The 25546-nt window shown below is 62.9% G+C and carries 23 protein-coding genes; 10 read left to right on the forward strand and 13 right to left on the reverse strand.

Annotation, left to right across the window (positions count from 1 at the left end; genetic code table 11):
- Positions 1-138: 138 nt before the first annotated feature.
- The 3 genes from ACR9ZN_RS18025 (at position 139) to ACR9ZN_RS18035 (ending at position 4799) form a co-directional block, all read left to right on the forward strand.
- On the forward strand, positions 139-1086 hold the full coding sequence (locus ACR9ZN_RS18025) for a choline ABC transporter substrate-binding protein (protein ID WP_481272823.1): 948 nt from the start codon (positions 139-141) through the stop codon (positions 1084-1086).
- A gap of 117 nt (positions 1087-1203) precedes the next feature.
- On the forward strand, positions 1204-2034 hold the full coding sequence (locus ACR9ZN_RS18030; protein WP_481272824.1) for an FAD binding domain-containing protein: 831 nt from the start codon (positions 1204-1206) through the stop codon (positions 2032-2034).
- Positions 2035-2045: 11 nt separating this feature from the next.
- Positions 2046-4799 (forward strand): molybdopterin-dependent oxidoreductase, encoded by a 2754-nt coding sequence (locus ACR9ZN_RS18035; RefSeq protein WP_481272825.1) that lies wholly within the window; start codon positions 2046-2048, stop codon positions 4797-4799.
- 88 nt (positions 4800-4887) lie between these two features.
- Here the strand turns inward: ACR9ZN_RS18035 and ACR9ZN_RS18040 are convergent, their stop codons facing one another.
- Complete coding sequence (locus ACR9ZN_RS18040; protein ID WP_441770297.1) at positions 4888-6090, reverse strand: D-alanine--D-alanine ligase; 1203 nt, start codon at positions 6088-6090, stop codon at positions 4888-4890.
- A gap of 394 nt (positions 6091-6484) precedes the next feature.
- Between ACR9ZN_RS18040 and ACR9ZN_RS18045 the strand changes: the two genes are divergently transcribed.
- A complete protein-coding gene (locus ACR9ZN_RS18045) occupies positions 6485-7171 on the forward strand; it encodes a Crp/Fnr family transcriptional regulator (protein WP_434957837.1) in 687 nt (228 codons plus the stop codon).
- A 22-nt stretch (positions 7172-7193) separates the two neighbouring features.
- Here the strand turns inward: ACR9ZN_RS18045 and ACR9ZN_RS18050 are convergent, their stop codons facing one another.
- The 3 genes from ACR9ZN_RS18050 to ACR9ZN_RS18060 form a co-directional block, all read right to left on the reverse strand.
- The gene (locus tag ACR9ZN_RS18050; protein ID WP_454815538.1) at positions 7194-7832 is read right to left on the reverse strand and encodes a hypothetical protein; all 639 of its coding nucleotides are present in this window, start codon (positions 7830-7832) and stop codon (positions 7194-7196) included.
- Positions 7829-8146, reverse strand: a complete 318-nt coding sequence (locus tag ACR9ZN_RS18055) for a c-type cytochrome (protein ID WP_454815540.1) — start codon at positions 8144-8146, stop codon at positions 7829-7831. Before ACR9ZN_RS18055 ends, ACR9ZN_RS18050 begins: the two co-directional genes overlap by 4 nt.
- Before the next feature lie 197 nt (positions 8147-8343).
- Positions 8344-10041 carry a thiamine pyrophosphate-binding protein gene (locus ACR9ZN_RS18060; RefSeq protein ID WP_454815542.1) on the reverse strand — a complete coding sequence of 566 codons (1698 nt, stop codon included), beginning with the start codon at positions 10039-10041 and terminating at the stop codon, positions 8344-8346.
- A gap of 178 nt (positions 10042-10219) precedes the next feature.
- On the opposite strand from ACR9ZN_RS18060, the gene ACR9ZN_RS18065 reads away from it, so the two are divergent.
- The 5 genes from ACR9ZN_RS18065 (at position 10220) to ACR9ZN_RS18085 (ending at position 13846) form a co-directional block, all read left to right on the forward strand.
- The gene (locus ACR9ZN_RS18065; RefSeq protein WP_434957842.1) at positions 10220-10660 is read left to right on the forward strand and encodes a DUF2948 family protein; all 441 of its coding nucleotides are present in this window, start codon (positions 10220-10222) and stop codon (positions 10658-10660) included.
- A gap of 100 nt (positions 10661-10760) precedes the next feature.
- The gene (gene hisD / locus ACR9ZN_RS18070; protein WP_454815544.1) at positions 10761-12056 is read left to right on the forward strand and encodes a histidinol dehydrogenase; all 1296 of its coding nucleotides are present in this window, start codon (positions 10761-10763) and stop codon (positions 12054-12056) included.
- Positions 12057-12287: 231 nt separating this feature from the next.
- Entirely contained in the window at positions 12288-12776 is a 489-nt protein-coding gene (locus ACR9ZN_RS18075) for a UPF0262 family protein (RefSeq protein ID WP_454815546.1), read from the forward strand.
- Positions 12777-12779: 3 nt separating this feature from the next.
- Positions 12780-13217, forward strand: coding sequence for an arsenate-mycothiol transferase ArsC (locus ACR9ZN_RS18080; RefSeq protein ID WP_434957845.1), 438 nt, complete (start codon positions 12780-12782; stop codon positions 13215-13217).
- Between the two features lie 164 nt (positions 13218-13381).
- Positions 13382-13846 (forward strand): META domain-containing protein, encoded by a 465-nt coding sequence (locus ACR9ZN_RS18085; protein WP_434957846.1) that lies wholly within the window; start codon positions 13382-13384, stop codon positions 13844-13846.
- A gap of 78 nt (positions 13847-13924) precedes the next feature.
- On the opposite strand, the gene sbmA is transcribed toward ACR9ZN_RS18085, so the two are convergent.
- The 3 genes from sbmA to ACR9ZN_RS18100 all read right to left on the reverse strand — a co-directional run bounded on the left by sbmA (position 13925) and on the right by ACR9ZN_RS18100 (position 18041).
- Positions 13925-15160: a peptide antibiotic transporter SbmA gene (sbmA, locus tag ACR9ZN_RS18090; RefSeq protein ID WP_454815549.1), complete on the reverse strand. Its 1236-nt coding sequence runs from the start codon at positions 15158-15160 to the stop codon at positions 13925-13927.
- 212 nt (positions 15161-15372) lie between these two features.
- Positions 15373-17475: an ABC transporter ATP-binding protein/permease gene (locus ACR9ZN_RS18095; protein WP_481272826.1), complete on the reverse strand. Its 2103-nt coding sequence runs from the start codon at positions 17473-17475 to the stop codon at positions 15373-15375.
- A gap of 356 nt (positions 17476-17831) precedes the next feature.
- Positions 17832-18041, reverse strand: a complete 210-nt coding sequence (locus tag ACR9ZN_RS18100; RefSeq protein ID WP_434957849.1) for a cold-shock protein — start codon at positions 18039-18041, stop codon at positions 17832-17834.
- Between the two features lie 436 nt (positions 18042-18477).
- On the opposite strand from ACR9ZN_RS18100, the gene ACR9ZN_RS18105 reads away from it, so the two are divergent.
- Entirely contained in the window at positions 18478-19704 is a 1227-nt protein-coding gene (locus ACR9ZN_RS18105; RefSeq protein WP_481272827.1) for a tetratricopeptide repeat protein, read from the forward strand.
- 102 nt (positions 19705-19806) lie between these two features.
- Here ACR9ZN_RS18105 and ACR9ZN_RS18110 read toward each other — a convergent pair whose 3' ends face one another.
- From ACR9ZN_RS18110 to argF, 6 genes are all read right to left on the reverse strand, one after another.
- Entirely contained in the window at positions 19807-21006 is a 1200-nt protein-coding gene (locus tag ACR9ZN_RS18110; protein WP_481272828.1) for a pyridoxal phosphate-dependent aminotransferase, read from the reverse strand.
- Between the two features lie 149 nt (positions 21007-21155).
- Entirely contained in the window at positions 21156-21584 is a 429-nt protein-coding gene (gene mscL, locus ACR9ZN_RS18115) for a large conductance mechanosensitive channel protein MscL (protein WP_441770291.1), read from the reverse strand.
- 138 nt (positions 21585-21722) lie between these two features.
- Positions 21723-22328 (reverse strand): flavin reductase family protein, encoded by a 606-nt coding sequence (locus ACR9ZN_RS18120; protein WP_441770290.1) that lies wholly within the window; start codon positions 22326-22328, stop codon positions 21723-21725.
- Positions 22329-22332: 4 nt separating this feature from the next.
- On the reverse strand, positions 22333-23493 hold the full coding sequence (gene argE / locus ACR9ZN_RS18125) for an acetylornithine deacetylase (protein ID WP_481272829.1): 1161 nt from the start codon (positions 23491-23493) through the stop codon (positions 22333-22335).
- Positions 23494-23654: 161 nt separating this feature from the next.
- Complete coding sequence (locus ACR9ZN_RS18130) at positions 23655-24629, reverse strand: Hsp33 family molecular chaperone (protein WP_434957855.1); 975 nt, start codon at positions 24627-24629, stop codon at positions 23655-23657.
- Positions 24626-25546 (reverse strand): ornithine carbamoyltransferase, encoded by a 921-nt coding sequence (gene argF, locus ACR9ZN_RS18135; RefSeq protein WP_434957856.1) that lies wholly within the window; start codon positions 25544-25546, stop codon positions 24626-24628. The genes ACR9ZN_RS18130 and argF overlap by 4 nt, the downstream gene beginning before the upstream one ends.

The raw sequence follows: 25546 nt of genomic DNA on the forward strand, positions 1-25546 counted from the left end.
CGGGTACTGTGCTTGGCTGAAGGCCCGCGCCCCCCGATGTCCTGTCTTCCCCTGCATCCCTGTTCGGGGTCTCAGCGCGCCATGTCGGGCGGCGGGGCCAATGACGGATGAGGGCCTATTGGCCCCAGAAGGGGTGACATGAATTATCTTGGTAAAGCATTCGCCATTGCCGGCCTGCTGGTGGGTTTTTCCGCGCCTGCCTTTGCGGGCGAACCGGAAAGCTGCAAGGCGGTGCGGTTCTCGGATGTCGGCTGGACCGACATCACCTCGACCACCGCCATCGCCTCATCCATCCTCAAGGGGCTGGGCTATCAGCCGGAGACGACCGTACTCTCCATCCCGGTCACCTATGCCTCGATGAAGGCCAAGGATATCGACGTCTATCTCGGTGACTGGCAACCAAGCATGGAAAATGACCGCAAGCCCTATCTTGAGGACAAATCCATTACGGTCATCGGCGCCAATCTGCCGGTGGGCGCGAAATATACCCTCGCTGTGCCCGAGTACACCTATGACAAGGGCCTGCACGACTTTGCCGACATCGCCAGGTTTCGGGACAGCCTTCAAGGCAAGCTCTATGGCATCGAACCGGGCAATAATGGCAATCGCCTGGTGCAGGGCCTGATCGACGCCAACAAGAACGGCCTGAAAGGCTTCCAGATGGTCGAATCCTCCGAGCAGGGCATGCTGGCCCAACTCCAGGGGGCCGTCGCGCGCCATGAGGACATGGTATTCCTGGCCTGGGCGCCGCATCCGATGAACGTCAACTTCAAGATCCGCTATCTTGCCGGCGGCGACGATACCTTCGGGCCTGATTACGGCAAAGCCGTCGTTTACACCAATGTGCGGGCTGGCTGGGCTGAACAATGCCCGAATGCCGCCCGTTTCATCGCCAATCTGAAGTTCACGGTCGAACTCGAAAACCAGATGATGCAGATGATCACCGGTGATGGTCTGGACGGCCCGACGGCGGCGGAGAAATATCTCAAGGCTAATCCTGCTATGCTGGAAGCCTGGCTCGCCGGCGTCACCGCCTTTGGCGGGCAGTCCGGATTGCCAGCTGTGCGGAAAAGCCTCGGTTTGTAGGGTTGGGCGTTGACGGGCGGGTCCGCGGCTCCCATCCGTCAACCTTCACTTGACATGACCCCGGACCTCGATAATTTATTTGTACACTAACAATTTCTCACTGCGTCGCGAGGTGGGATGTATCTGCGCCCCAGAACGGTGAACGAAGCCTGCGCGGCCCTCGCGGCCGAGCCGATGCGTATTCTCGCCGGCGGCACCGACATCTTCCCCGCACTCGGCGACAGACCGCTCACTGGCCCCGTGCTCGATCTTTCCGCCGTCGAAGGCCTGTCGGGCATCGATCTTGGCGCCGATGTCATTCGCATCGGCGCGCGCACCAGTTGGTCCACCATCACCAGGGCAACGCTGCCGCCAGCCTTGCGCGCCCTGCAGCAAGCCGCCCGCGAAGTCGGCGCAATCCAAATCCAGAATGCAGGAACCATAGCCGGCAATCTATGCAACGCCTCCCCGGCCGCGGACGGCGTACCGCCTCTGCTCGCCCTCGATGCGCGCGTCGAACTGCGCTCGGCGGCGGGCAGACGCGAACTCCCTTTGGCCGATTTCATCACGGGCTATCGCAAGACGGCCCGACGGCCCGACGAATTGGTGAGCGCCATCCTGGTACCGCGCTGCATCGAGACGGCCCGCTCGGCCTTCCTGAAGCTCGGGGCCCGCAAATATCTGGTCATCTCCATTGCGATGGTTGCCGTCATCCTCGCTTGCGATAACAGGGGTATCATTCGCGATGCACGTATTGCCGTCGGCGCCTGTTCGGAAGTCGCCCGGCGCCTGAACGCCCTGGAGACTGCCCTGATCGGCACCAAGGCGGAGCCCGGCCTGGGTGCGGCGATCCGGCCGGAGCATCTCGCCGGCCTGGCACCGATCGACGACGTCAGAGCCAGCGCGGACTATCGGCGGGATGTGGTGAGAACCTTGATCGCCCGTACACTCGATGCGGCCCTACAATAAGGAGAGGCGGGATGGACCAGAAGCTGCCCGGCTTCACGCTCAACGGCGGGGCCGCCACCATCGCCGCGGCGCCCGGCGCCCGCCTCAGTCAGGTCCTGCGCGAGACATTCGGGCTGACGGGCACCAAGGTCGGCTGCGACGCAGGTGACTGTGGGGCCTGCACGATCCTGCTCGACGGCGAGGCGACTTGTTCCTGCCTGGTTGCGGTTGCCCAGGCCGAGGGACGCCGGGTCGATACCATTGAAGGGCTGACCCGCAGCAACCCGCTCACTCGGGCCTTGCAGGCCTCTTTCCTGCGGCACGGCGCGGCCCAATGCGGCATCTGCACGCCCGCCATGCTCACGGCTGCAACGGCTTTGCTGCAGGATGGCAGCGCGTGCACCGAAAGCGCTGTCGCCGATGCGCTCGGCGGCGTCCTCTGCCGCTGCACCGGCTATCGCAAGATCATCGACGCAGTGCTCGCAGTGGCGTGTGGCTCTTCAACCACCGCTTCTTCCAGCTCCGAGGGCCCTGTCGGCTCGCGCATCGATCGTCTCGACGGCCTTGCCAAGGTGGAAGGGCGTGACATTTTCGGGGCGGACGAGAAGCCCCGGGATGTCCTGGCGCTACGGGCCATACGCAGTCCTCACCATCGCGCTGCCTTCGAGATCGGTGACATCGACGCCTTCCTCGCCGCGCATCCCGGCCTCCTCAGGGTCTTCACGGCACGGGACGTCCCCGGCCGCAATTGCTATGGCGTCATCCCGGCCTTTGCGGATCAGCCTGTCTTCGCCAGCGGCGAAACCCGTTTTCGCGGCGAGGCCATCGCTGCCGTGGTGGGTGAGCTGGCCGCCGTCGAGGCGCTCGACCTCTTGGCCTTCCCGGTCAGTTGGACGCCGCTCGCCGCCCTCACGGCCATGGACGAGGCCCTCGCCTCGACCGAGCTCCTTCATCCAACCCGCCCCGGTAACATCCTCACCCGCGGCCGCGTCGTGCGCGGTGACGTCGAAGTCGCCCTTGCCGCGGCCGATGTCGTGGTGGAAGGTGAATTCGAGACCGGCTTCGTCGAACATGCCTATATCGAACCGGAAGCAGGCTTTGCCCGCCGCGTGGGGGACCGCATCGAGATCCAGGCCTGTACCCAGGCGCCTTATATGGATCGCGACGACGTCGCCGACCTCCTCGGCATCCCGCCAGAGAATGTGCGCATCATCCCCACCGCCGTCGGCGGCGGCTTCGGCTCGAAGCTCGACCTGTCGATCCAGCCCTTCATCGCCGTCGCCGCCTGGCAGCTCGATCGTCCCGTCCGCATGGTCTATTCGCGCTCCGAATCGATCGCCACCACCACCAAGCGGCATCCGGCCCGGATGAAGCTGCGGATCGGCGCCTCGCGGGAGGGCAGGCTCACCGCGATGGACTTTTCCGGCGATTTCAACACCGGCGCCTATTCCTCCTGGGGCCCGACGGTGGCCAACCGCGTGCCGGTGCACGCCTCCGGTCCCTATTACATCCCGCATTATCGTGCGCTCGCCCGGGCCGTGCACACCCATCTGGTGCCGGCAGGCGCCTTTCGAGGCTTCGGCGTGCCGCAATCCTCGATCGCCCAGGAACAGCTGTATGACGAGCTTGCCGATAGGCTCGGTATCGACAGGCTGGAATTTCGCATCCTCAACGCCCTCACCAATGACCAGCCGACTGTGACGGGCCAGGTGCTTGGCAAGGGCGTCGGCATCAAGGCCTGCCTGGAGGCTTTACGCGCTCCCTGGCGGCGCGCCCGCGAGGAGGCCACCGCCTTCAATGGCGCCCAGGCGGGTCCGTTTCGGCGAGGTGTGGGCGTCGCCGGCATGTGGTATGGCTGTGGCAACACCTCCCTGCCCAATCCCTCCACCATCCGGCTGGGCCTCAAGCCCGATGGGCGATTGGCATTGCACCAGGGGGCCGTCGATATAGGCCAGGGGTCCAACACGGTGATCCCCCAGATCTGCGCGCAGGCCCTTGGCGCGCCGGTGGAGGCCTTCGACCTCGTCTCCGCCGATACGGACCTCTCGCCCGATTGCGGCAAGACCTCGGCCTCTCGCCAGACCTTCGTCACCGGCAAGGCGGCGGAACTCGCGGGGCGGGACCTGCGCGCCCAGATCCTGCGCCAGACCAATGCCGGCGAGAATGCCACGATCCGCTTCGGAGACGCCGTGCTGACGGTGGAAGACGGCGAAAGGGTGCGCACGCTCGCTCTGGCGGACCTGCCGACCAACAAGCTCGGCTATGCCCTCTCCACCGAACAGACCTTCGATCCGCCCACCAGCCCCCTCGACGCGGATGGCCAGGGCGAACCCTATGCTCTCTACGGCTTCGGCGCCCATATGGCGGAGATCGAGGTCGATTGCGAGCTCGGCACGATCAAGGTCCTGAAGATCACCGCCACGCATGACGTCGGCCGCGCTATCAATCCGACCCTGGTGGAGGGTCAGATCGAAGGCGGCGTCGCCCAGGGCCTCGGCCTGGCCCTGATGGAGGAGTTCCATCCCGGCCGTGGCGAGAATCTGCACGATTATCTCATCCCCACCATCGGCGACGTTCCCCCGGTGGAGACGATCCTGATCGAGGATGCCTCACCTGTCGGTCCGTTCGGTGCCAAGGGCGTCGGCGAGCAGGCTCTCATTCCCACCGCGCCAGCCATCCTCAACGCCCTGCACGATGCGGCCGGGATCCGGCTGCGCCGAGTGCCGGCGACACCGGACCGGGTACGGGCGGCGATCTTGGAGCGCGGACTTCCAGTCCCGAAATAGGATTTCCCGGGTGCGCGGGCATCTTGCCCGCTCTTGGAAACATCACGCGTGTGGAGAAAAAAGGCGGACGGAACGTCCGCGCTCCAAATCACCGCTTGAACAAACGCGCATCCGCCGGCGTAGGATCACCAGGCAGTTGGGCGGCGCGATGGCAGACCTTGGCCTCCTCGATGAGCTGGTCGAGCAAAGCTGTGAACAGCACCGGCTTGGCGGCAGCCTCCCAGAGGAAATAGCCGAAGGAGCCCGGGCAGGGATTGACCTCGTTGAGCCAGACCTCGCCGGTCCGCTCATTGGACAGGAAATCGATGCGCGGCGCGCCGGTGCCGTTCACGGCATCGAAGGCGTCCGTTGCCCATTGCCGGATATTGTTCTCCAGCGCCGCCGGCAGTTCGGGATTGATGTCGCGCGTCAGCGACAGCATGCCCTGGCTCGAAGCCCCCGGCTGCTTGCTGCCGCCGGTCTTCTTGGAGCCACCGGACATGTATTTGGTCTTGAAGTCGAGCAGGTCGCTCTGGCGCTTCGGCCGCTCGATGGCCGAGGTGACGATCTCGCCCTTCTCGCGGCGCACGGCGACATTGTATTCGACCAGATTCTCGACGAAAGGCTCGATGATCGCGTGGGTGTCGAACTTGAAGATGCCGGGCAGCACCTGGCGCACGGTGTCGACGTCCTCAGCCCTGGCGACGCCGATCGAGGAGCCCAGATGCGCCGGCTTGACGATCACCGGGAAGGCAATGTTCTTGAGCGCGGCTTCCAGGCCCGCCTTGTCCGGCACCAGACCGGTCGCGGGGCGCGAGACCACCACATCCGGGAGCATGACGATGCCGCGCCCGGCAAAGGCCCGCTTGGTGATGGCCTTGTCCATCAGGATGGCCGAAGCCATGGTACGGGCGCCGGTATAGGGCACGTTCGCCGTCTCGAACACGCCCTGGATCTGGCCGTCCTCGCCAATATTGCCGTGGAAGGCGAGCAGGGCGACGTCGAACTCGATCGGCTCGGGCTTCTTGGCAAAAAGCCCCGTCTTGCCGCGCGGAACCAGAAGCCCCTTGCCAGCCGACAGATCGAGATCGACCCGCGTCAGCGCGCGCCGTGCTTCCTCATCCGGGATGTAGTTCGCGCGATTGCGCAGGGCATCGCCGGTGAACCAGGCACCGTCCCCCGCGATATACACGGGAAAACCCTCATATTTCGAGCTGTCGAGCGCGTTGAGCGCCTGCAGACCTGAAACGATGGAGACGTCATGCTCCGGCGAGCGCCCACCGAACAGTACCGCGACGCGCGTTTTCGACATCGTGTTTCCTTATAGCGTTTTGCGATTTGGCGGAATCGCCAAGAATCGCAAAGACGCGTTCGAACAAAGAGGGAGAGCAAAAGTGCGTTTCCGCTTAAACGCACTTTGCTCCAGAGATTGAACCGAATCGTTGCCTCGAAAATAAGGTGCTACAAGCGACGAGGCAAATCGCGATCCTGTTGCCGTTCCATGGAAATTCTGTGGCTGGTACACCGGTAGCGGCGATCTTGGATGCCCGGGCTTGCCACGAGGCGCGCCATGAAGCACTTTGCGCGGCGATGGAGGCCCGCCACGATCGAATTCCGGTCGTGACATTCATGGAATGAACGCGCCTTTCCGATCCCGAAGCGCTTTGCGACTTGGCGGACTCGGCAGGCGCTTCAGCGGAGGAACGATGTCGAATACCCTGTCTCAGATTCCATTGTTCCAATCGTTGGACGAAGCCACGATCAAGGCGTTCGACGGCCGAGTACGCTGGGCCAAGTTCGAAGAGAACGAACTCGTCGTCGACTATGACGACAATTCCAACGACGTCTATTTCCTGCTCTCCGGCAAGGTGCGAGTGCTCTACCGCACCATCACCGGCAAGGAAGTGATTCTGGCCGAACTCGGCGGCGGGCAGTTCTTCGGGGAGTTGTCGGCCATCGACGGTGTCGGGCGCTCGGCCAACGTCACCGCGCTCAACCGCTCGCAGATGTGCATCATCTCTGGACCGGTCTTCATGGAGATGCTCACGCAGAACGCCTCGGTGTGCAAGCAGATCCTGCTGCTGCTCGCCGGCCGCGTGCGAGCCCTCAACACCAAGCTCGCCGAGCATTCCTTCCTGCAGACCAAGCACCGGCTCTATGCCGAACTCATCCGCCTCTCGCAGCCCCGCGCCAGCCATCCCGGACAGCGCGTGCTCTCGCCGCCCCCCTTCCATCACGACCTCGCCGCCCGCATCGGCTGCCGCCGCGAAGCCGTTTCCCGCGAACTTTCGGCGCTGGAGAAGGAAGGCTTGGTCAGCAAGACCCGCGGAGCCCTCGCCTTGGTCAATCCGGAAGAACTGAACAAGCGGATTTCGGCAGCGCTGGCGGATTAAAGGGGCAGGTCTTCAGACCCGCCTAATCCTTACCAGCCTGCGCAACGACTCCTGCCGGGCCTGAAGACCCGCTCCCCGTATGATGCCAGCGCGGCTTGAAGCCATTGCGGAGCGCCGCCACGCTCGCCGGCGGGGTCAGCAGCCGAGCCGGCCGATCCTGCCATTCGATAGCTTGCCAGCCTTCAGGCGACCAGCGCAGCACTCTGCCCTCGCGCCGGGTGAAGGCAGCCTTGCCATCGGCCCAGACGGCACCATCGGGGAGGTTCCCGCTGTCTTCCATCCGATGTTCGCCGAGACGCTCGGTGTGGAGAATACGGTCCATCCCTCCTGCAGAGCGGTCTTCGGCCGGAAACGCTGCTTGAAATGAACGTGCATCGGCACGACGGCATTCAAAACAAGGACGATGGCCCGCCGCGAGCGCCGTCACTTCATCCAAGAAAAAGAGTTCCGTGTAGCCGCTTTCCGGCGCCATTACAGTTCGTCGCCACCCCTTGCAGTTGAGTTCACAACATATCCAAGCCCTGGATGCCCAACGTCGGCGTCCCAAGCGCTGGTGATCATCATGGAGACGCCCACCCCGATTGCCCATCATTGTCCCACGCGCTGCTAAAGCAACGATCTCGCCGAACGGCGTGACCCGGTTCTGGAGCGGATGGCTCATGGTTTGGCTTTCCCCCCAGCGTCGAAGGTCGCGAGATAGGCGATCACATCATCCACCGTCGCGTCATCGCGAATGCCGGCAAAGGTCATCTTGGTGCCGGGAACGACAGCCGAAGGGTGGGCAAGGAAGAGGCGCAAGGAGGCCTCGTCCCAAATCTTGCCCGACGTCTTCAGCGCTTGCGAATAGACATAATCCGGCGCGGAGGCGGCGGGGCGTCCGACAATGCCGTTGAGCTGGGGTCCGACCACGTTCTTGGCGCCCTCGCCGACCCGATGGCAGGCCGCGCAACGGGCAAAGCCAGCCTTGCCTTTCACGGCATCGCCGGCAAAGGAAGGCGATGACAGGAGAAGAAGGGCGAGAAGCGCTCCTGGGACCGCCGCGCGAAGCCCGGTGTGCCGATCTCCAGATCGGCATCCGCTTGCCTGATCGACGCACCGTTTCCAAGTATGCCGATCTGGAGATCGGCACACCATTGTCACGCCTGGAAGCCAGTGGTCCCAGGAAGAACCTGTCATTTCGCCAGCGCCTGCTCGCGGATCCTTGCGATGGTAGTCATCGGCGTGATCGCCTCCGGATCGATGCGGCAATGCAGGATGGCGGGCTTGCCGGAGGCCGCCGCCCGCTCGAAGGCCGGGCCGAATTCGGCCGCCGTCGTCACGGTCTCGCCATGGCCGCCAAAGGCGAGCGCATAGGCGGCAAAGTCCGGATTCCTGAGCTTCGTCGCCGAGACCCGCCCAGGGAATTCCCGTTCCTGATGCATGCGGATGGTGCCGTACATGCCGTTGTCGACGACGACCACGATGATCGGCAGGTCATACTGCACGGCGGTGGCGAATTCCTGGCCGTTCATCATGAAGCAGCCGTCGCCGGCGAAACAGACCACCGTTTTCGAACGGTCGAACGCCTTGGCCGCCACCGCAGCAGGCACGCCATAGCCCATCGAGCCCGATGTCGGCGCAAGCTGCGTGCCGAAGCGGCGGAAGCGCAGATAGCGTTGCACCCAGATGGCATAATTGCCGGCGCCGTTGCAGATTACCGCGTCCTCGGGCAGGCGGTCGCGCAGCCAGAGCATCGCCTCGCCATATTGGAACGTGCCGGGAATGGGCTTGGGCTCGTCGGTCCAGTCGTGGAAGTCCCGGTTCGCCTGGCGCGTCTGCCCCGACCAGGACAGGCTGCCCGAGGGCTGAAGCCCGTCCAAGGCTGCGGCGAAGGCCTGGGCCGTCGCATGGATGGCGAGCATGGGCTGGTAGACCCGTCCCAGTTCCTCGGCGCCGGCATGGATATGCACCAGGCGCTGGCGCGGAGTAGGAATATCGACCAGCGAATAGGAAGAAGACGGCATTTCCGAAAGCCGTCCGCCGGCCAGGATCAGGAGGTCGGCCTCCTTGATACGCTGGGCGAGCTTTGGATTGGGTCCTATGCCGACATCGCCGGCATAATTGGGATGGTCGGCCGGAAACAGCATCTGGCGCCGGAAGGAGGTGCCGACAGGCAGGTCGAAGCGCTCGGCGAAGCGGGTGAGATCAACCACCGCCTCATCAGACCAGCCCGACCCGCCGACGATCAGGAAGGGATTTTTCGCCTCCCCGAGCAGGCCCTCGAGGCGCGCCATCTCGGCCTGGCCGGGATAGGTCTGAACCGGCTCGACGAAAGCGGCGTCGGCAACCGTGGCTGTTTCGACCAGCATGTCCTCCGGCAGGGCGATCACCACCGGGCCGGGGCGGCCTTGCATGGCGACGCGGAACGCGCGGGTCACCAGTTCGGGAATGCGCTCTGCCTTGTCGATCTCGACCACCCATTTGGCCATCGAGCCGAAGAAGGCCTTGTAGTCGACCTCCTGGAAGGCTTCACGCTCGCGCATGCCCGTCTCGATCTGGCCGATGAAGAGAATCATCGGCGTGGAATCCTGCATGGCGATATGCACGCCATGGGAGGCGTTGGTGGCGCCGGGCCCGCGCGTCACCATGCAGATGCCGGGCCGGCCGGTGAGCTTGCCGACCGCTTCCGCCATCATCGCCGCGCCCCCCTCCTGGCGACAGACGGTGACGTCGATCGGGGCATCATGGAGGGCATCCAGCACGGCGAGATAGGATTCGCCCGGCACGCAGAAGACATGTTCGACACGCTGCGCGACCAGTGCATCGACGATCAGGCGGCCGCCATTGCGGGGTTGAGACTCGGACCTGGGCTCTACTTTGGACACCGACATGGGCATTGGCACTCTTGGATGAACAGCCCGAGTCATACGCCGAGGATCAGCTTCGTGGAACCGCCATTCTTCCGGGCAGTCTCGGCATCTTGCCATCGGTGCCGGCGTTGTTGCGGAAGGCGTGTCTTGGAGCCCTCGATCTCCGCGACCTCTTGCCGCGAGGCCTGCGGAACATTACATGCAGCTCATGTTGTCGCCTGAACCCCTCAAGCTGCTTGCCTTCGATGGAGAGGACCTGGAGGTCATCTCAACCCATCTGCAGGAGGCGGCCGTCGTGCCGGCCGAAATCGCCTGGTTGCCGCGCGAGAAGCGCTTCGCCTTGGTGATGGATCGCTATGACTGGTGCCGTGCCCAGAGTGGTGAGCGCACGAGGCGGCGCTCTGGCCTGCATTTCGAGCGGGTTCTCGGGGTCAAGCGTTCGCATTTCGAGCAGAACGCCGGCCAGAAGGCTGTTCTGCTTTCGATCTCCTTCGAGGTCAGCGACGATCCAGCCGGGCTGGTGACCCTCTATTTCGAGGGCGGCGGCGCCATCCGCCTCGAAGTGGAATGCCTGGAAGCGGCGATGTCCGATCTCGGCCCGGCCTGGCCCTGTGGCTCCCCGCCACCGGAGCGGGTGTGAGGCAAAGTCCCTCGCCGACGTATTTTTCTTGAAGCGCCCCGGCATTTCTTGTCATTAGCGGCCCGCCCCTTTCGTTCTTTCCGCCGCACAAGGAAATGCCATGCCGGTTCGGCTCCACAGCGCCCAGGCCGATTTCGCCGACGCCTTCGCCACCCTTCTCGCCGCCAAGCGTGAGATCTCGGAGGATGTCGACGCCTCCGTCAAGGCCATCATCGAGGATGTGGTCGCGCGCGGCGACGCGGCGGTGATCGACTATACCGCCCGCTTCGATCGCCTGACGCTCAGTGCCGAGACCATGCGTGTCACGACGGCTGAGATCGAAGCGGCGCATGCCCAATGCGATGCCGGTGCGCTCGAAGCCCTGGCACTGGCCGCCAGCCGCATCCGCGCCTACCATGAGCGCCAGAAGCCTGTAGACACGCTGTTCAAGGATGCGCTCGGCGTGGAGCTCGGCTGGCGCTGGACGGCGATCGAGGCCGTCGGCCTCTACGTGCCGGGCGGCACGGCCGCCTACCCCTCCTCCGTCTTGATGAACGCCATTCCGGCCAAGGTCGCAGGTTGCCCCCGCCTAGTGATGGTGGTGCCGAGCCCCGGAGGCGTCCTTAACCCACTGGTGCTCGCAGCAGCGAAGCTCGCCGAGGTCGACGAAGTCTATCGCATCGGCGGCGCCCAGGCCGTCGCCGCGCTGGCCTATGGCACCCGGACCATCGCGCCGGTCGCCAAGATCACCGGGCCCGGCAATGCCTATGTCGCCGCCGCCAAGCGCCGTGTCTTCGGTCATGTCGGCATCGACATGATCGCTGGCCCCTCCGAGGTGCTGGTGATCGCAGACGACAGCGCCAATCCGGCCTGGATCGCCGCCGACCTGCTGGCCCAGGCCGAGCATGACAGCGCCTCCCAATCGATCCTGCTCACCGACAGCCCTGCGCTGGCACAGGCGGTGGAGCACGAGGTGGAAGCCCAGCTTGCCACGTTACCCCGCGCCGAGATCGCCGGGGCGAGCTGGCGCGACTACGGCGCCCTGATCACCCTCTCCTCGCTGGACGAGGCTCCGCCCTTGGCCGACCGTCTCGCCGCCGAGCATCTGGAGATCGTCACCCGCGATGCCGAGGTCCTCGCGGGCCGCATCCGCAATGCCGGCGCCATCTTCCTCGGCGGCCACACGCCCGAGGCGATCGGCGATTATGTCGGCGGCTCCAATCACGTGCTGCCCACGGCCCGCTCGGCCAAATTCTCCTCCGGCCTGGGCGTGCTCGACTTCATGAAGCGCACCTCCATCCTGAAATGCGGACCCGAGCAGCTTGCGGCTCTCGGCCCGGCCGCGATCGCGCTCGGCGAGGCGGAAGGGCTTGCCGCCCATGCGCGTTCGGTCTCCATCCGCAGCAATCGGATCTAGTGCGACAGTTGCGTTTGTTTGATAGAGCGCGGGTAACACGGAGTGGCGACCTCCTGGTCGCCATATTCCTCGTCCGAAATGGTACCCTTTAGGCATGTCGACCAGGAGGCCGACACTCCCAAATACCGCCCAACCGAAAAATATACCCGTAGTGCCAGGCTGACGTGAAGCCACGTTCCGTTTGACCGCGCTTTGCTCTATGAGAGCCCATGCACCGTGCTATGAGATGCCATGGACAATGAGGAATTCAGCCCCACCTGCCGGTTGATCGCCGTTCATCTCGATGAGCGCAGCATCGGGCGCGGCAATCAGGATCAAGAACATGAGCGGCGGGTCGCCGCCTATGACCTCATCGAGGAGAATGCGTTCTCGCCGATCGGCTATGACGCAGGGCCCTACGGCCTGCATATCTCCTTGCAGGATGGCCGCCTGGTCCTCGATATTCGTAATGCCGACAGCCAGCCGGTCGTGGTGCATATCCTCTCGCTCACGCCGCTGCGGCGCGTGGTGCGCGACTATTTCACCATCTGCGACAGCTATTACGCCGCCATCCGCAGCGCCACGCCCTCCCAGATCGAAACGATCGACATGGCCCGGCGCGGCCTGCACAATGAAGGATCGGAGATCCTGCGCGAAAGGCTGGCCGGCAAGATCGCCCTCGATCTTTCCACCGCAAGGCGGTTGTTCACCCTTGTTTCCGCTCTCTACTGGAAAGGCTGAGGCGTGAAGGAGGGCCGCCGTCCACAGTCGGTCCTGTTCGCCTGCGCGCATAATGTCGTCCGCTCGCCCATGGCGGAGGCGATCGGGCGCTATTATTTCGGGCGCTCCATCTTTTTCGGCTCGGCGGGCGTGCGTCCGGGCGAGCCGGATCCCTTCGTCGCCGCCGCGCTGGACGAAATCGGCATCTCACTCGGCAAGCACCGCCCCCAGAGCTTCGAGGATCTGGAAGAACTGGAAGGACTGAACTTCGACCTGATCATCACCCTCGCCCCGCAGGCCCACCACAAGGCGCTCGACCTCACGCGCACTTTGGCCGCCGACGTCGAATATTGGCCGACCCCGGACCCCAGCCTCGCCAGCGGCAACCGCGAGCAGAAGCTCGATGCCTATCGCGCCCTGCGCGAAAGCCTGATCGACAAGATCACTCACAGACTAGGCTGACGCCGCCTCCCTGCGCCGATGCTGCCTTGCCTCACGGCCTGTTCCACAAGATACAGTTTCGCGCCCGGGAACATCTTTCTCTCCAACGCGTGTATCATGTATAAGCCGCGTTGCGATTTTTCAGCTCCGCCTCTATCGTGCGCAGCAATGAACCGGAGGTTTTGATGCGCGTTCTGCGTTCCCTTGTCCTTGCCGCCCTGTCGGCCGTTACCCTGTCGAGTTGTTCGATGTTCGGTTCGGTGCCACCGAACAATGTGCCGCCGACTTTGCCCAAGCCCATGGACAGCAAGGCCTCCCGTCCCTTCCCGATGAACCGGACCTTCGCGGCGATCTCCTACAAGGATCAGACCTTCAAGGACGACCGGCCGACCATCCTGGTCTCGGACAGCTATCGCGGCACCGGGTTTTCGGCGTGCAACAACTGGTCCGCCACCATCATTCCACGCGCCGACCAGCGCATGGCCATCGGCCCGGTGGCGATCAGCAAGCGCAAATGCGCCGATCGCCTGATGCACAACGAGCAGGTCTTCCTGTTCGTGATGCGCACCTCGACCGATTGGTCCTATGACGGCTACACGCTGATCCTGCGTGGCCCCTATGGCGAGATGAAGTTCCAGCCGGCGGCGTAAGCCCGGGCTTCGGAACGGAATTGAAAAGGCCGGTCGCGAGAGACCGGCCTTTTGTGCTTCAACGGACCGTGCGCCCGATCATGCCGCTGCAGTGGGCTCGGAATGAGTCATCCTGCCGCTGGTATCCAGCGACGCCTCGAACGCCCGCAGACGTTTGTGGATGGACAGCAATTCGACGATGGTCGTCCACGAATTCACCAGAAACTGGAAGGAATTGGCGACACTGTTGAAGGCGCCGGCGATTTGCTGATACAGGCCGAGCGTAAGGGCGCCGGCGGCAAAAGACGGAATCATCAGGAAGACCCCGAAGACATTGTCGGCCTGCAGATAGAGCGACCTCGCCGTATTGAAATAGGTGTAGTGCAGATAGATCCTGAAGTAGTTCTTCCTAACATTGGCGAACAATTCCCGTACCGTAATGGGGTCCGCCCGGTCGACGTGATCCTCACCATAGACCAGTTCCTTACGATAAGCCGCTTCCACCTTCTGATTGAGGAATTGCAGCCCCGGCAGCTTGATGCCGATCACGCTAAGCAGGACCGTCCCGAATACGGCCCATAGGATCGCCGCTACGACCAGGGGCTGCGGGATGACGCCGACCACCGGCAAGGCAACGATATGCCGCGACAGGGACGACAAGAGCGGCAGAAATGCCACCAGGGTCATGACGGAACTCACCAGCGAAATGCCGAGCGATTCAACGATGGTGGAGAAGCGCATCGTATCCTCCTGGACACGCTGAGCAGCACCTTCGATGGAACGTAGCCTGGTCCAATTCTCCATGTAGAAATCGTTCATCGCCGTGCGCCATCTGAAGACATAGTGGTTCGTCACGAACGAAGTCAGCACGAAGGCGGCAACGGCGACCAACGCGATGACGAGGAATGTCAATAACCCAAGATACAATTCGGATGCAGATACGGAATTCGGCGCAGACATCGCCTTTTGGATGAGATTGAAATAGGGCCCTCTCCAATTGTTGATCACAACGCTGACCTGGACGCCGAAATAGGTCACGAAGATCAGAAAGCCAGATACGAGAATCGACCAATTCTGCCAGCGATGCGGGCTAAAAACAGCCCAAAACCCGTAGAAAATACCCAAAAACACGGCAAAGTAGACATAGAACCAAAGAAAGGAATTGGTCCAGAAGTAGGATAGGTCAACCACGTCGCCATCGCCATCGCTGGCGGGCAATCCGATATATTGGCCCCAGCCTCTCGCTCCTCCGTACCAAAGCAGTATTGCAACAAGCAGCCAGAGGCAGGCTGTCAAAAAGAAGACCTTTGGTTTTGGGAAGAAGGACGTGAACACCTAGAAAATTCCTTTGCGTGCGAGCGCAACAGCGCTCTTGTGGTTCTTGCACCCGCAGCCCGACCTATGGCGCTGCTCATCTGTCATGGAAATAACGGGCCGGAGACAACGGGTGGCTTGTATAAAACGGGCACGTTCTCCGGGCAGAGCCCCTTCTTTCTCGCGCGCGGGAAAGTAAGGGGCTCTGCCGCCTGGCATGAGGGGGTGTATCTTCATCGCGCACCGAATTCGGCCAGTGGGCGTTCCTCGATATGAGCCGCCGTCTCGTCCGGCACGACCGCAAGACGGCGGTCGTGCAATCCGGCAAGCGAGGAGCGGTGCCCGATCGAGACGATCGTGGTATCGGGCAAGGCTCGACGAAGCAGGCCGTAGAGATCGGCCTCGCTCGTTTCGTCAAGCGCAGAGGTCGCCTCGTCCAGCAGCAACCAGGTGGGCCGACGCAGGATGGCGCGCGCCAGAGCGATGCGCTGCTTCTCCCCGCCCGACAAGGTGTTGTCCCATTTGTCGTCGGCATCGAGGCGATCGGAAAGTTCACCAAGACCGACCTGCTCCAGTACGGCACGATAGTGCTGTTCTTCGAAGGCTTCGGCCCCGTGGGGATAGGCCAGAGCCGAGCGCAACGATCCCAGCGGGAAATAGGGCTGCTGCGGCAGCAGCATCACGTCTTCGGTCTCCGGCAGGGCAATGATGCCCTTGCCATAGGGCCAGATGCCCGCAATGGCACGGAACAGGGTGGTCTTGCCGGAGCCCGACGGCCCCGTCACCAAAGTTCGGACTCCCTTGGGGAGGCTGAAATCCGTCTTCTTGAGGAGATTGGCTCCATTGGGCAGCGCCACATCCACATCCTTGCCTTCGATGATCCCTTGCTGCGGAACGGGTATGGCGTGGACGCCCTCATCGCGCGCCGCGTTGGCCCTGACGATGGCCAAGTCGAAGCCGGTAAGACGGTCGATCGTGGCCTTGTAAGCCGCAAGGATGGCGTAGGACGTCACAAAAAAGGAAAGAGCGGGTATGATATTGCCGAATGCATCGGCAGTTTGCATGAGCGTTCCCGACTTCATGGCCTCATTGGCGAAATAAGCCGGGGCTAACAGGAAGAAGGGCAACACGAGATTGAACTGGCCGTAGGCGAAAGTGACCGAAACCAGCTTGAGCTGCCGCATCAGCAGATCGAAGCGTGTCTGATAGACGGACGCGAAACGTGCCAGCAGACCCCGCTTTTCTTCCTCCTCGCCGTGCAGGAGAGCAATCTGCTCGTCATTTTCGCGCACGCGCACCAGATTGTAGCGGAAATCGGCCTCGAGCCTCTGAACCTTGAAATTGAGCGGCACCAGCGGCCGGCCGATAAGATGTGAGAGATAGGTGAACAGGATGGCCCAGGCCAGGAGCATCCACACCAGGTAGCCGGGAATATTACTCAGATCATATCCAGCAATTTTGTAGGGAAATTCAGCCGATATGCCCCACAATATCGTGACGAAGGCGTAGATGTTGAGAAGTTGCGAGAATATGCCGGTATAATTGTCGTAGGAACCCTGGACGAAATCGCGAACATCCTCGGAGATACGCTGGTCCGGGTTGTCCGTCTTATTACCGGCAACCGACAAGCGATAATGGACCTTGTCGGAAAGCCAATCTTTGACATAACGGCCCGAAAGCCAATTGCGCCAACGCAGGGCGGCGTAGCTACTGATATACAGATCGACCATGCCCCTCAGAACCCAGAAGAAGGCGAGCGCCCCATAAACGCCCATCTCCGTCCAAAAAGCGGCCGCGGCCTTGTCCTGGATGGCTGTATAAAAGCGGTTCTGCCAAAAATTGAAGAGAACGTTGAGATAGACGAACAACACGTTCGAAACGATGACGAGGCCGAGCAGGCCAAGAGCCACGTTCCTTTCCCGCATCGCCCATTTGCCGAAGAGGCCGAGGTTGAGTTCCGCCCGGTCTTCCGCCTCGAAATAGGGGTTTACCAAGTCGACGATCCGTCGAAGCACCGGCACGAAATAGATCAGGTAATGCAGCAGGGCGAGAATACTGGCGACGATGGCGGCGTTGGCTGGAGGCAGATAGGGCTGAACTGTCTCCGAAACTTTACCCGCCTCGTTCAGGGCCGTGACGCCACCGAGGATCAGAAATGACAAGGCAAATAAGCTCACCAGGAAGCGCAGGACTGTCGGAATGCGGGCGGACAGAAACAAGACAACCGTGAGCACGAGGGATGCCAGGGGCAGATACAGGGGCACCGGACCGACGATGGAACCTGCAGCAAAACCAATCGTGGAAACAGCACAAAGACCCGCGAGGAGCCGGATCATGAAGACGGCCTTTCAGAAGTACGCCATCGGTCAGGCGAGGAATCCATTGCCTTTGACCATGCGGAATTAAGGTTAATACAACCCTGTCGTCCGCCCCCAAGCGGAAGGATATTGAGCATCCTTTGCCGCCTGCCACAAATGATCAAATGGTAAGGTGGTTCAGCATTTCGTGAAGGCCATCCGCGGTTCACAACCGTTTCGGCCAATAAAAAAGACGCGCCGGGGCGCGCCTCTGAATGGGATTGGGTGAGAGACTGCCCGACCCTATGCGCCGGAGAGGCCCTCCATTCTTGTTATTCGTCGCTTGCCTTCACGCGAACCGGTGACCCTGCCGCTTGAAGATGCTTTGTCGGGGATCACACAGTCTTGAGGTTGCCGGCTGCCGCCTTGCCCGTCTTGCGATCGGTCAGGATCTCGTAACCGATCTTCTGGCCTTCACGCAGTTCGGGTAGACCGGCACGCTCGACGGCGGTGATATGCACGAATACGTCGTGACCACCGTCATCAGGCTGAATGAAGCCATAACCTTTCTGGGTGTTGAACCATTTTACGGTTCCCGTGCTCATAGATAGATAGTCCTTTACTTCGTTCCAAAGCATGGACGCCCCACGGAAATCCGTGCTTCGCCCGGTTTTGTGAAATTTGGGGAGGGTGTCCTGAACGTACGTCCCGCTAGAGCCGCCCGAAGGCAGCTCAAGTGCATGGATGTACCGGCCCAGTCGTCCGGCCAAATGACGTCAGATCGATAACACAGGTTTGTCGAAATTCACAAGTGCGTGGCCCAAGCAGGCTTAAGAGGCGGGAAAGATCACAGTTCTGCCATTCCCAGCTGCCACGGCTTGGTCTAGAGCAAAGCGCGTTTGGACAGAAACGCTTGTTTGCTCTAGCTCCCTGTTTTGACGCATCTTTGCGGTTCTTGCCGGTTCCGGAAAATCGCAAAACGCTATAGAGGCTGTGCCTGTCGCCTCCTTCTCTCGCCCCGTCAGTGGAACCGTGCCCGGTATGACCGCCCTTCTGCGCCCTGCTCTTATCCTGCTTGCTCTTTGCGCCAGCACGCCCGCTCTTGCCGACAGCGCCGACCGGGATTGCTCGAAAGGGGTGGCCGAGCAGCGCATTCCCGCCTGCACGCAATTGCTCGATCGGAAGCTGGCCAAAACGACGCGGGCGCTGGTGTATTTCCGGCGTGGACAGGCCTATGCGGAAAACAGCGACGACGCCAAGGCGGTGGCGGATTTCGGCGCGGCGCTCGAATTGCGGCCGCGCGACGCCGCCAGCCTGACCGCACGGGCCGATGCCCAGTCCCGCCTCGGCGAGATGGACGCGGCGCTGGCCGATTATGCCGCCGTGATCGCCGTCAATCGGCGTTCGGCCCTCCCGCTGGTCAATCGCGGCTTTGCGCTGCTCCAATTCGACCGCAACGACGAGGCGATCAAGGATTTCGATGCTGCCATCGCCCTCAACGGGCGCGAGGAAGAGGCGTATAAGGGCCGTGGCGATGCCCATCGCGCCCTCGAGGAGCATATGGCCGCCATCGACGACTACACGCAGGCCATCCGGCTCGACAAGACCTACAAGAATGCCTTCTATGCCAGAGCCCGTTCCCTCATTGAGATGAAGGACTATACTCGCGCCCTGGAAGACCTGCAGAAGGCGCTCGACCTCGATAGCGATTTCGATTCCGCCTATTTCAGCCGCGCTTTCGTGCAGTGGCAGCTCGGCGACACCGAAGGCGCCATCGCCGACTATACCAAGGCGCTCGCGCTCGATACCAGTTTTCCGTCCGCGCGCCTGGAACGTGGACAGCTCTTTGCCGCCCTGCATCGCTATGACGAAGCGATGGCCGATTATGACGAGACTATCCGCGAGCAGCCGACCAGCGACCAGGCCTATGTCTCGCGCGGCATGGTCTGGCGCGAACTCGGGGACTACGACAATGCACTGGCCGATTTCGGCAAGGCGCTCGAACTCACCAAGGACAAGCCCGATACCCTCAATGAACGGGCCCTGACCTATCTCGCCGCCGATCGCTATGACGAGGCGCTGCGCGATGCCAATGCCGCCATCGCCGCCAATGCGCAAGTCACCGACTATTTCGTCACGCGCGCGCGCATCCATGAGAGCCGGGGCGAGCGCGACGACGCCATTGCCGATTTCAACAAGGCGCTGGAGCTCGACCCCGCCAACAAGCCGGCCAAGGGCGGCCTGTCTCGGCTCGGCGCCAAGCCATAAGCTCCCCGGGACAGCCGGCTTCTCAGCGACATTGAGCTTGGCTCAATGTCGCGATATCCGCTCTTGAAAGCACCGTGCTTGCCCGAGAGAAAGAGGCGGACGTCAGATCTTGTCCAGCCAGTCGACCAGGCGCTGCGTGGCGGCCTGGAGCTGCTCGGGGCTGCGCAGATAGCACAGCCGCATGAAGCCCTCGCCACCAGCGCCGAAGGCCGTACCGGGCGCGAGGCCGACATTGGCCTGATCGACGATCTCGAGGCCCAGGCGGCGCACGTCCGGCTTTCCCTCCACGGAGAAGAACAGGTAGAAGGCGCCGCTCGCCGGGGCGAAGCGCACCTTGCCGGTGGCGCTCAGGCCGTTGATGACGATATCACGGCCCTGACGGGCGCGGGCGATCTGATGCTCGACGAAGCTCTCGCCCCGCTCCAGGGCCGCGATGCCGGCGCGTTGCAGGAAGGTTGCTACACCCGAAGTGGAATATTGCAGCAGATTCTCGATGGTCTGCCCGAGTTCAGGCGGTGCCTCCATCCAGCCGATACGCCAACCGGTCATCGCCCAGTTCTTGGAGAAGGTATCGGTGAAGATGATCCGATCCTCTGGCGTGCGGATGTCGCGGAAGGAGGGCGCGCGGCCACCGGCATAATGGAAGCGCGTGTAAATCTCGTCGGCGAAGATCCACAACCCATGCCGGCGCGCGAGATCGAGCACGAAGGCGATATCCTCCGCCGTGGCGACCCAGCCGGTGGGGTTGGACGGCGAATTGATGAAGATGCCGCGGGTGCGCGGCGTGATGGCGTCGGCGAGACGCTGGAAATCGAGCTTCCAGCCCTGTTCGGTGAAGATCTGGGGCACCATCACCGGCTTGGCACCGGCCACGCCGATGGCGGCCGCGAAATTCGGCCAGGCCGGCGTCGGCACGATCACCTCGTCGCCGGCACCGGCGATCAGGCGAACCGCGGTTTGGATCGCATGCATGCCGGACTGGGTAACGAAAAAGCGATCGGCGGAGAATGGTTTGCCGAAAAGGTTGGTGTGATAGCGCGCCAGGGCTTCGCGCAAATCAGGAATGCCACGCTGCCAGGTATAGAAGGTTTCGCCGGCGGCCAGCGACCGTGTCGCCGCTTCGGTGATGAAGGCCGGTGTAGGCACATCGCCCTCGCCGGCCCAGAGCGGGATCATGCCCTGGCGCGTGCGCCCATAATTCATCACCTCGACGATGCCGCTTTCCGGTGCGCCGAGCGCCTCCGGCCTGATGCCATCGAAGAAGGTGGGAGCGGAGGGAATCGTCTCGAAGGCGGCAGTCACGGCATTATCCTTGCAATGGGAATGCCGGACTTTATGACATCAGCGCGGGCAGCAGAAACCAAAACTTGGAATGGAATCCATCGCCTGCATGCATGGATACCGATAGCAGCCTCTCCCGACTCGCGGAAAAGGCTGCCCACACGGCAGGCTCACCTCCTGGCGAGCAGGTCGCGGATTTCCGTCAGCAGCAGCACATCGGCGGGTGGAGGAGGAGGTGCAGCCGGGGCCGCCTCGGCCGCAGGCTTCAGATTCTTGACGCGGTTGATGCCCTTCACCACCAGGAAGAGCACAAAGGCGATGATCAGGAACTTGACGGTGACGGTAATGAACTTGCCATAGGCGAAAACGGCACCTGCCTTGCGGGCGTCATCGAGCGAGACACCCTCGGGGACCTTGGAGCTCAGGCCGACATACATGTTCGAGAAATCAAGTCCACCCGTGATTGCGCCGATGATCGGCATGATGATGTCATCAACCAATGACGCGACGATCAGGCCGAACGCCGCACCGATGATCACACCGATGGCGAGGTCGACGACGTTGCCCTTGAGGGCAAATTCCCTGAATTCCTTGAGCATGGAGCCTCCGCTTGTGCCTGCCTGGACCGACGTCAATGCAACCGATCCCTGGCTCTGTCACCCGATGATACCGGTGCCAATGCCAAGATTCGTTACTATAGGGAGGTAATGATTAGCCTCCTCGTGCAGGGATGCAAGTCATTGTCCACCCGGACGTTCCAGCTCAAACGTGCTTTCCACTACGGAATAGTCCCGATAGCCCAGGCGCGAGACCACGCGCATCGCTGCGGTATCGACGCGCCCGTCACGAATGAAGCGGTCGTCGACATGAATGCCGACCACTTCGCCGCAAACGAGCCAGGCATCGCTCGGCGCGCCCTCCGCATCGACGAGATGGATCGTCTGGGTCCAGCGGCATTCCAGCGCGGCAGCGGCCCGGGCCACGCGCGGCGGCTTTACCAGGCGCGAGGGCGCGGCTTCCAGCCCGGCATGTTCCATCTCGCTCTGGCCGCGCGGCAGCCGGGCCGAGGTGGCATTCATCGCGTCCATCAGATCTTCGGTGACGAGGTTGCAGACGAATTCACGTGTCTCCTCGGCAAAGACGACGCTGTCCTTGCGGCCGTCCGCGGCAAAGCCGACGAGATGCGGACGCGACTGGAACGCATTGAAGAAGGAGAACGGGGCGAGATTGAGGGCCCCGGCCGCCGACCTCGTGGTGATCCAGCCGATTGGACGCGGCGTCACCAGCGCCTTGAAGGGATCATGGGGCAGGCCGTGATCGCCCTTGCGTGGTTCGTAAAACATCGCGTCAAACCTCCAGCGTCTGGCCGAGCCGTCGCAGGAAACCGGCACAGGCCTCGAGTTCGGACAGGGCGATCCACTCGTCGGCGCCATGGGCCTGCTTGATCGAGCCCGGTCCACAGATCACGGTGGGAATGCCGGCAAGCTGGAAATGACCGGCTTCGGTGCCGTAGGACACCGCCTGGGTGCGGTTGCGCCCGGCAAGACGTAGGGCCAGCGTCTCCGCATAGGAGCCGGGATCGGGCGACAAGGCCGGCACCGCCACGTCGAGTTCGGTCACGATATCGGCCTCCGGCGCATTGCGCCTCAGCCGTGGCAGCACGACCTCCTGGCTGAAGGCCCGTATCCGGTCCGGCACGAACTCCACCGGCAAGGAGGGCAGCCCGCGGCATTCCCAGACGATGCGGGCCTCGTCCGGCACGATGTTGATGGCCTTGCCGGCCTGGATAAGACCCGCCTGCACCGTGGAATAGCCGGGCTCGAACCGGCCGGAAGGATCACCTGCGGCCCGCAATTCGTCGGCAATGTCATCGAGATGGCTGATGATGCGGGCGGCCGCATGCAGGGCGTTGGCGCCGAGCGCTGGCATGGCCGAATGGGCGGGCCGGCCGGTGATGCGGGTGAGATAACCGGCAAGCGACTTCTGCGCATCGACCACTTCCATCAGCGTCGGCTCCCCGACGATGCAGGCGCGCGGCAAGGGCAGGTCCTGGCCGAAGCGGGCGATCATGTCGAGGCTGCCCAGGCAGGAGATCTCCTCGTCATAGGAGATGGCGATATGAACAGGTGCCTTCAGCTTCATCGCCAGGAAATCGGGTACCAAGGCGAGCGCGGTGGCGACGAAACCCTTCATGTCGCAGGTGCCACGGCCGTAAAGGCGCTCACCCTCCAGCCGCGCCTCGAAGGCCGGCGCGCTCCAGGCCTGGCCTTCCACCGGCACCACGTCGACATGGCCGGAAAGCACCACGCCCGGCCGATCTGCCGGGCCGATGGTGGCAAGAAGCGCAGCCTTGTCGCCAGCGGCGTTGGGCAGGCGGACGCTCTCGACGCCATGCCCGGCTAGATAGTTGGCAACGAAATCGATCAGCGCCAGATTGGAACGGGAGCTGACCGTATCGAAGGAAACCAGCTTGGCGGTGAGTTCGGCGGGGGTATAGCGAGAGGGCATGATGTCCACTCTTCCTCAATTGCAGGCGCTTCGTTTCCAGGAGTGGACGTCGCCGAGATAGCACAGGAAGCGGCGCGGCTGGGACCGCGGACAACAGCCACATGGAGCTACGCTCAATGTGGCGGCGACGTCCGCTCCTTCTTTCCCACTGGTGTCGCCACCTACGCGTTCACCAGCTCTTCCGTCTCGGCCTTGTCGAAATCGTAGCGGGCGTTGCAGAACTCGCAGGTCACCGTGATCGATCCGTCATCGGCGACCATGTCACGGCGATCGGCTTGCGAGAAATTGCGCAGCATGGTGGTGACGGCCTCGCGCGAGCAGCGGCATTTCTCGATGATGGCCGAGCTGTCGAACACCCGAGCTCCGCGCTCGTGGAAAAGGCGATAGAGCAGTTCCTCGGCCGGCACATTCGGATCGGTGAGTTCGTGATCCTCGACCGTCCCCATCAGGAGCTTGGCCTCGACCCATGCGTCGTCCTCGCGATGCTCCATCACCTCGGCCCCCTCGGGCGCATCGCCCGGCGGCAGGTCGGCCATGCGCATGCGCTCGGGCGAGGACGGCAGGAACTGGATCATCATGCCGCCGGCGCGCCAGCTCGTCCCCTCCCCGGCCACGTAATTTTCAGCCACGGCCAGACGGACGCGGGTGGGAATTTGCTCGGACTGGCGGAAATACTGGTCCGCCGCCGCTTCCAGGCTCTCGCCCTCCAAAGCGACGATGCCCTGGTAGCGCGCCATGTCCGGGCCCTGGTCGATGGTCATGGCAAGATGGCCACTGCCGAGCAGCTCGATGGTGCTGGTCTTGCCGGCATCGATGGCAGCAGCCACGGCCTCCTTGTCGAAGGTGGCGCAGGCCCGTACCCGATCCGGTGCCTGGAAATCGACCACCAGCATCCTCACCGGCCCGTCGGTGCGGGTCTGCAGGATGAACCGGCCGTCGAATTTCAGCGTGGTGCCCAGCATCAATGCCAGCGCCGTCGCCTCGCCAAGCGCGCGCGAAACCGGCGCCGGATAGTCGTGCCGGCGCAAAATGGTGTCGATGGCCGGACCGAGCCTGACGACGCGGCCCCGCACGTCTAGCCCCTCCGCCTGGAAGGGCAGGATGTGATCATCTTCCATCAGATGAGGCTCGCTCATGCCGCGGCCTGCCCGAAACACCAGGCGAGCACGCCCTTCTGGGCATGCAGGCGGTTCTCGGCCTCGTCGAACACCACCGATTGCGGCCCGTCGATCACCTCGTCCGTCACCTCCTCGCCGCGATGGGCGGGCAGGCAATGCATGAACAGGGCATCCGGCTTGGCAAGACCCATCAGCTTGGCGTTGACCTGGTAGGGGCGCAGCAGATTGTGGCGATAGCCCTCGGAATCGCCCATCGAGATCCAGCAATCGGTGACGACGCAATCGGCACCCTCCACCATCTCGCGGGGATCCGTGCTGATTTCCAGCCGGCCATTGTTGGCACGGGCCCAGTCGACGACCTCCTTGCGCACGGAAAGATCATGGGGCGCGGCGACGCGCATGGTGAAGTCGAAGCGTTGCGCTGCCTCGATCCAGGACGTCAGCACATTGTTGGCATCGCCCGTCCAGGTCACCGTCTTGCCCTTGATCGGACCGCGATGTTCCTCATAGGTGAGGATATCCGCCATGATCTGGCAGGGATGGGAGAGCTTGGTCAGGCCGTTGATCACCGGGATCGTGGCATTGGCCGCCAGTTCGCGCACCGCGGCATGGTCGAGCATGCGGATCATCACCGCATCGACATAGCGCGAGAGCACGCGAGCCGTGTCGGCGATGGTCTCGCCGCGACCGAGCTGCATCTCAGCACCGGTCAGCATCAGGGTCTCGCCACCAAGTTCGCGCATGCCGACATCGAAGGAAACCCGCGTACGCGTCGAGGGCTGCTCGAATACCATCGCCAGCACCTTGCCGGTGAGCGGACGTTCGCTCGCCACCTTGCCCTTCACGCGCTTGGCCTTGATCGAGGCGGCGAGGTCGAGAACCGTCCGCAAATCCTGGGTGGGAAGGTCGGAAAGATCGAGAAAATGCTTTACCAT

This window comes from Labrys sp. HAY1-8F (assembly GCF_056754975.1).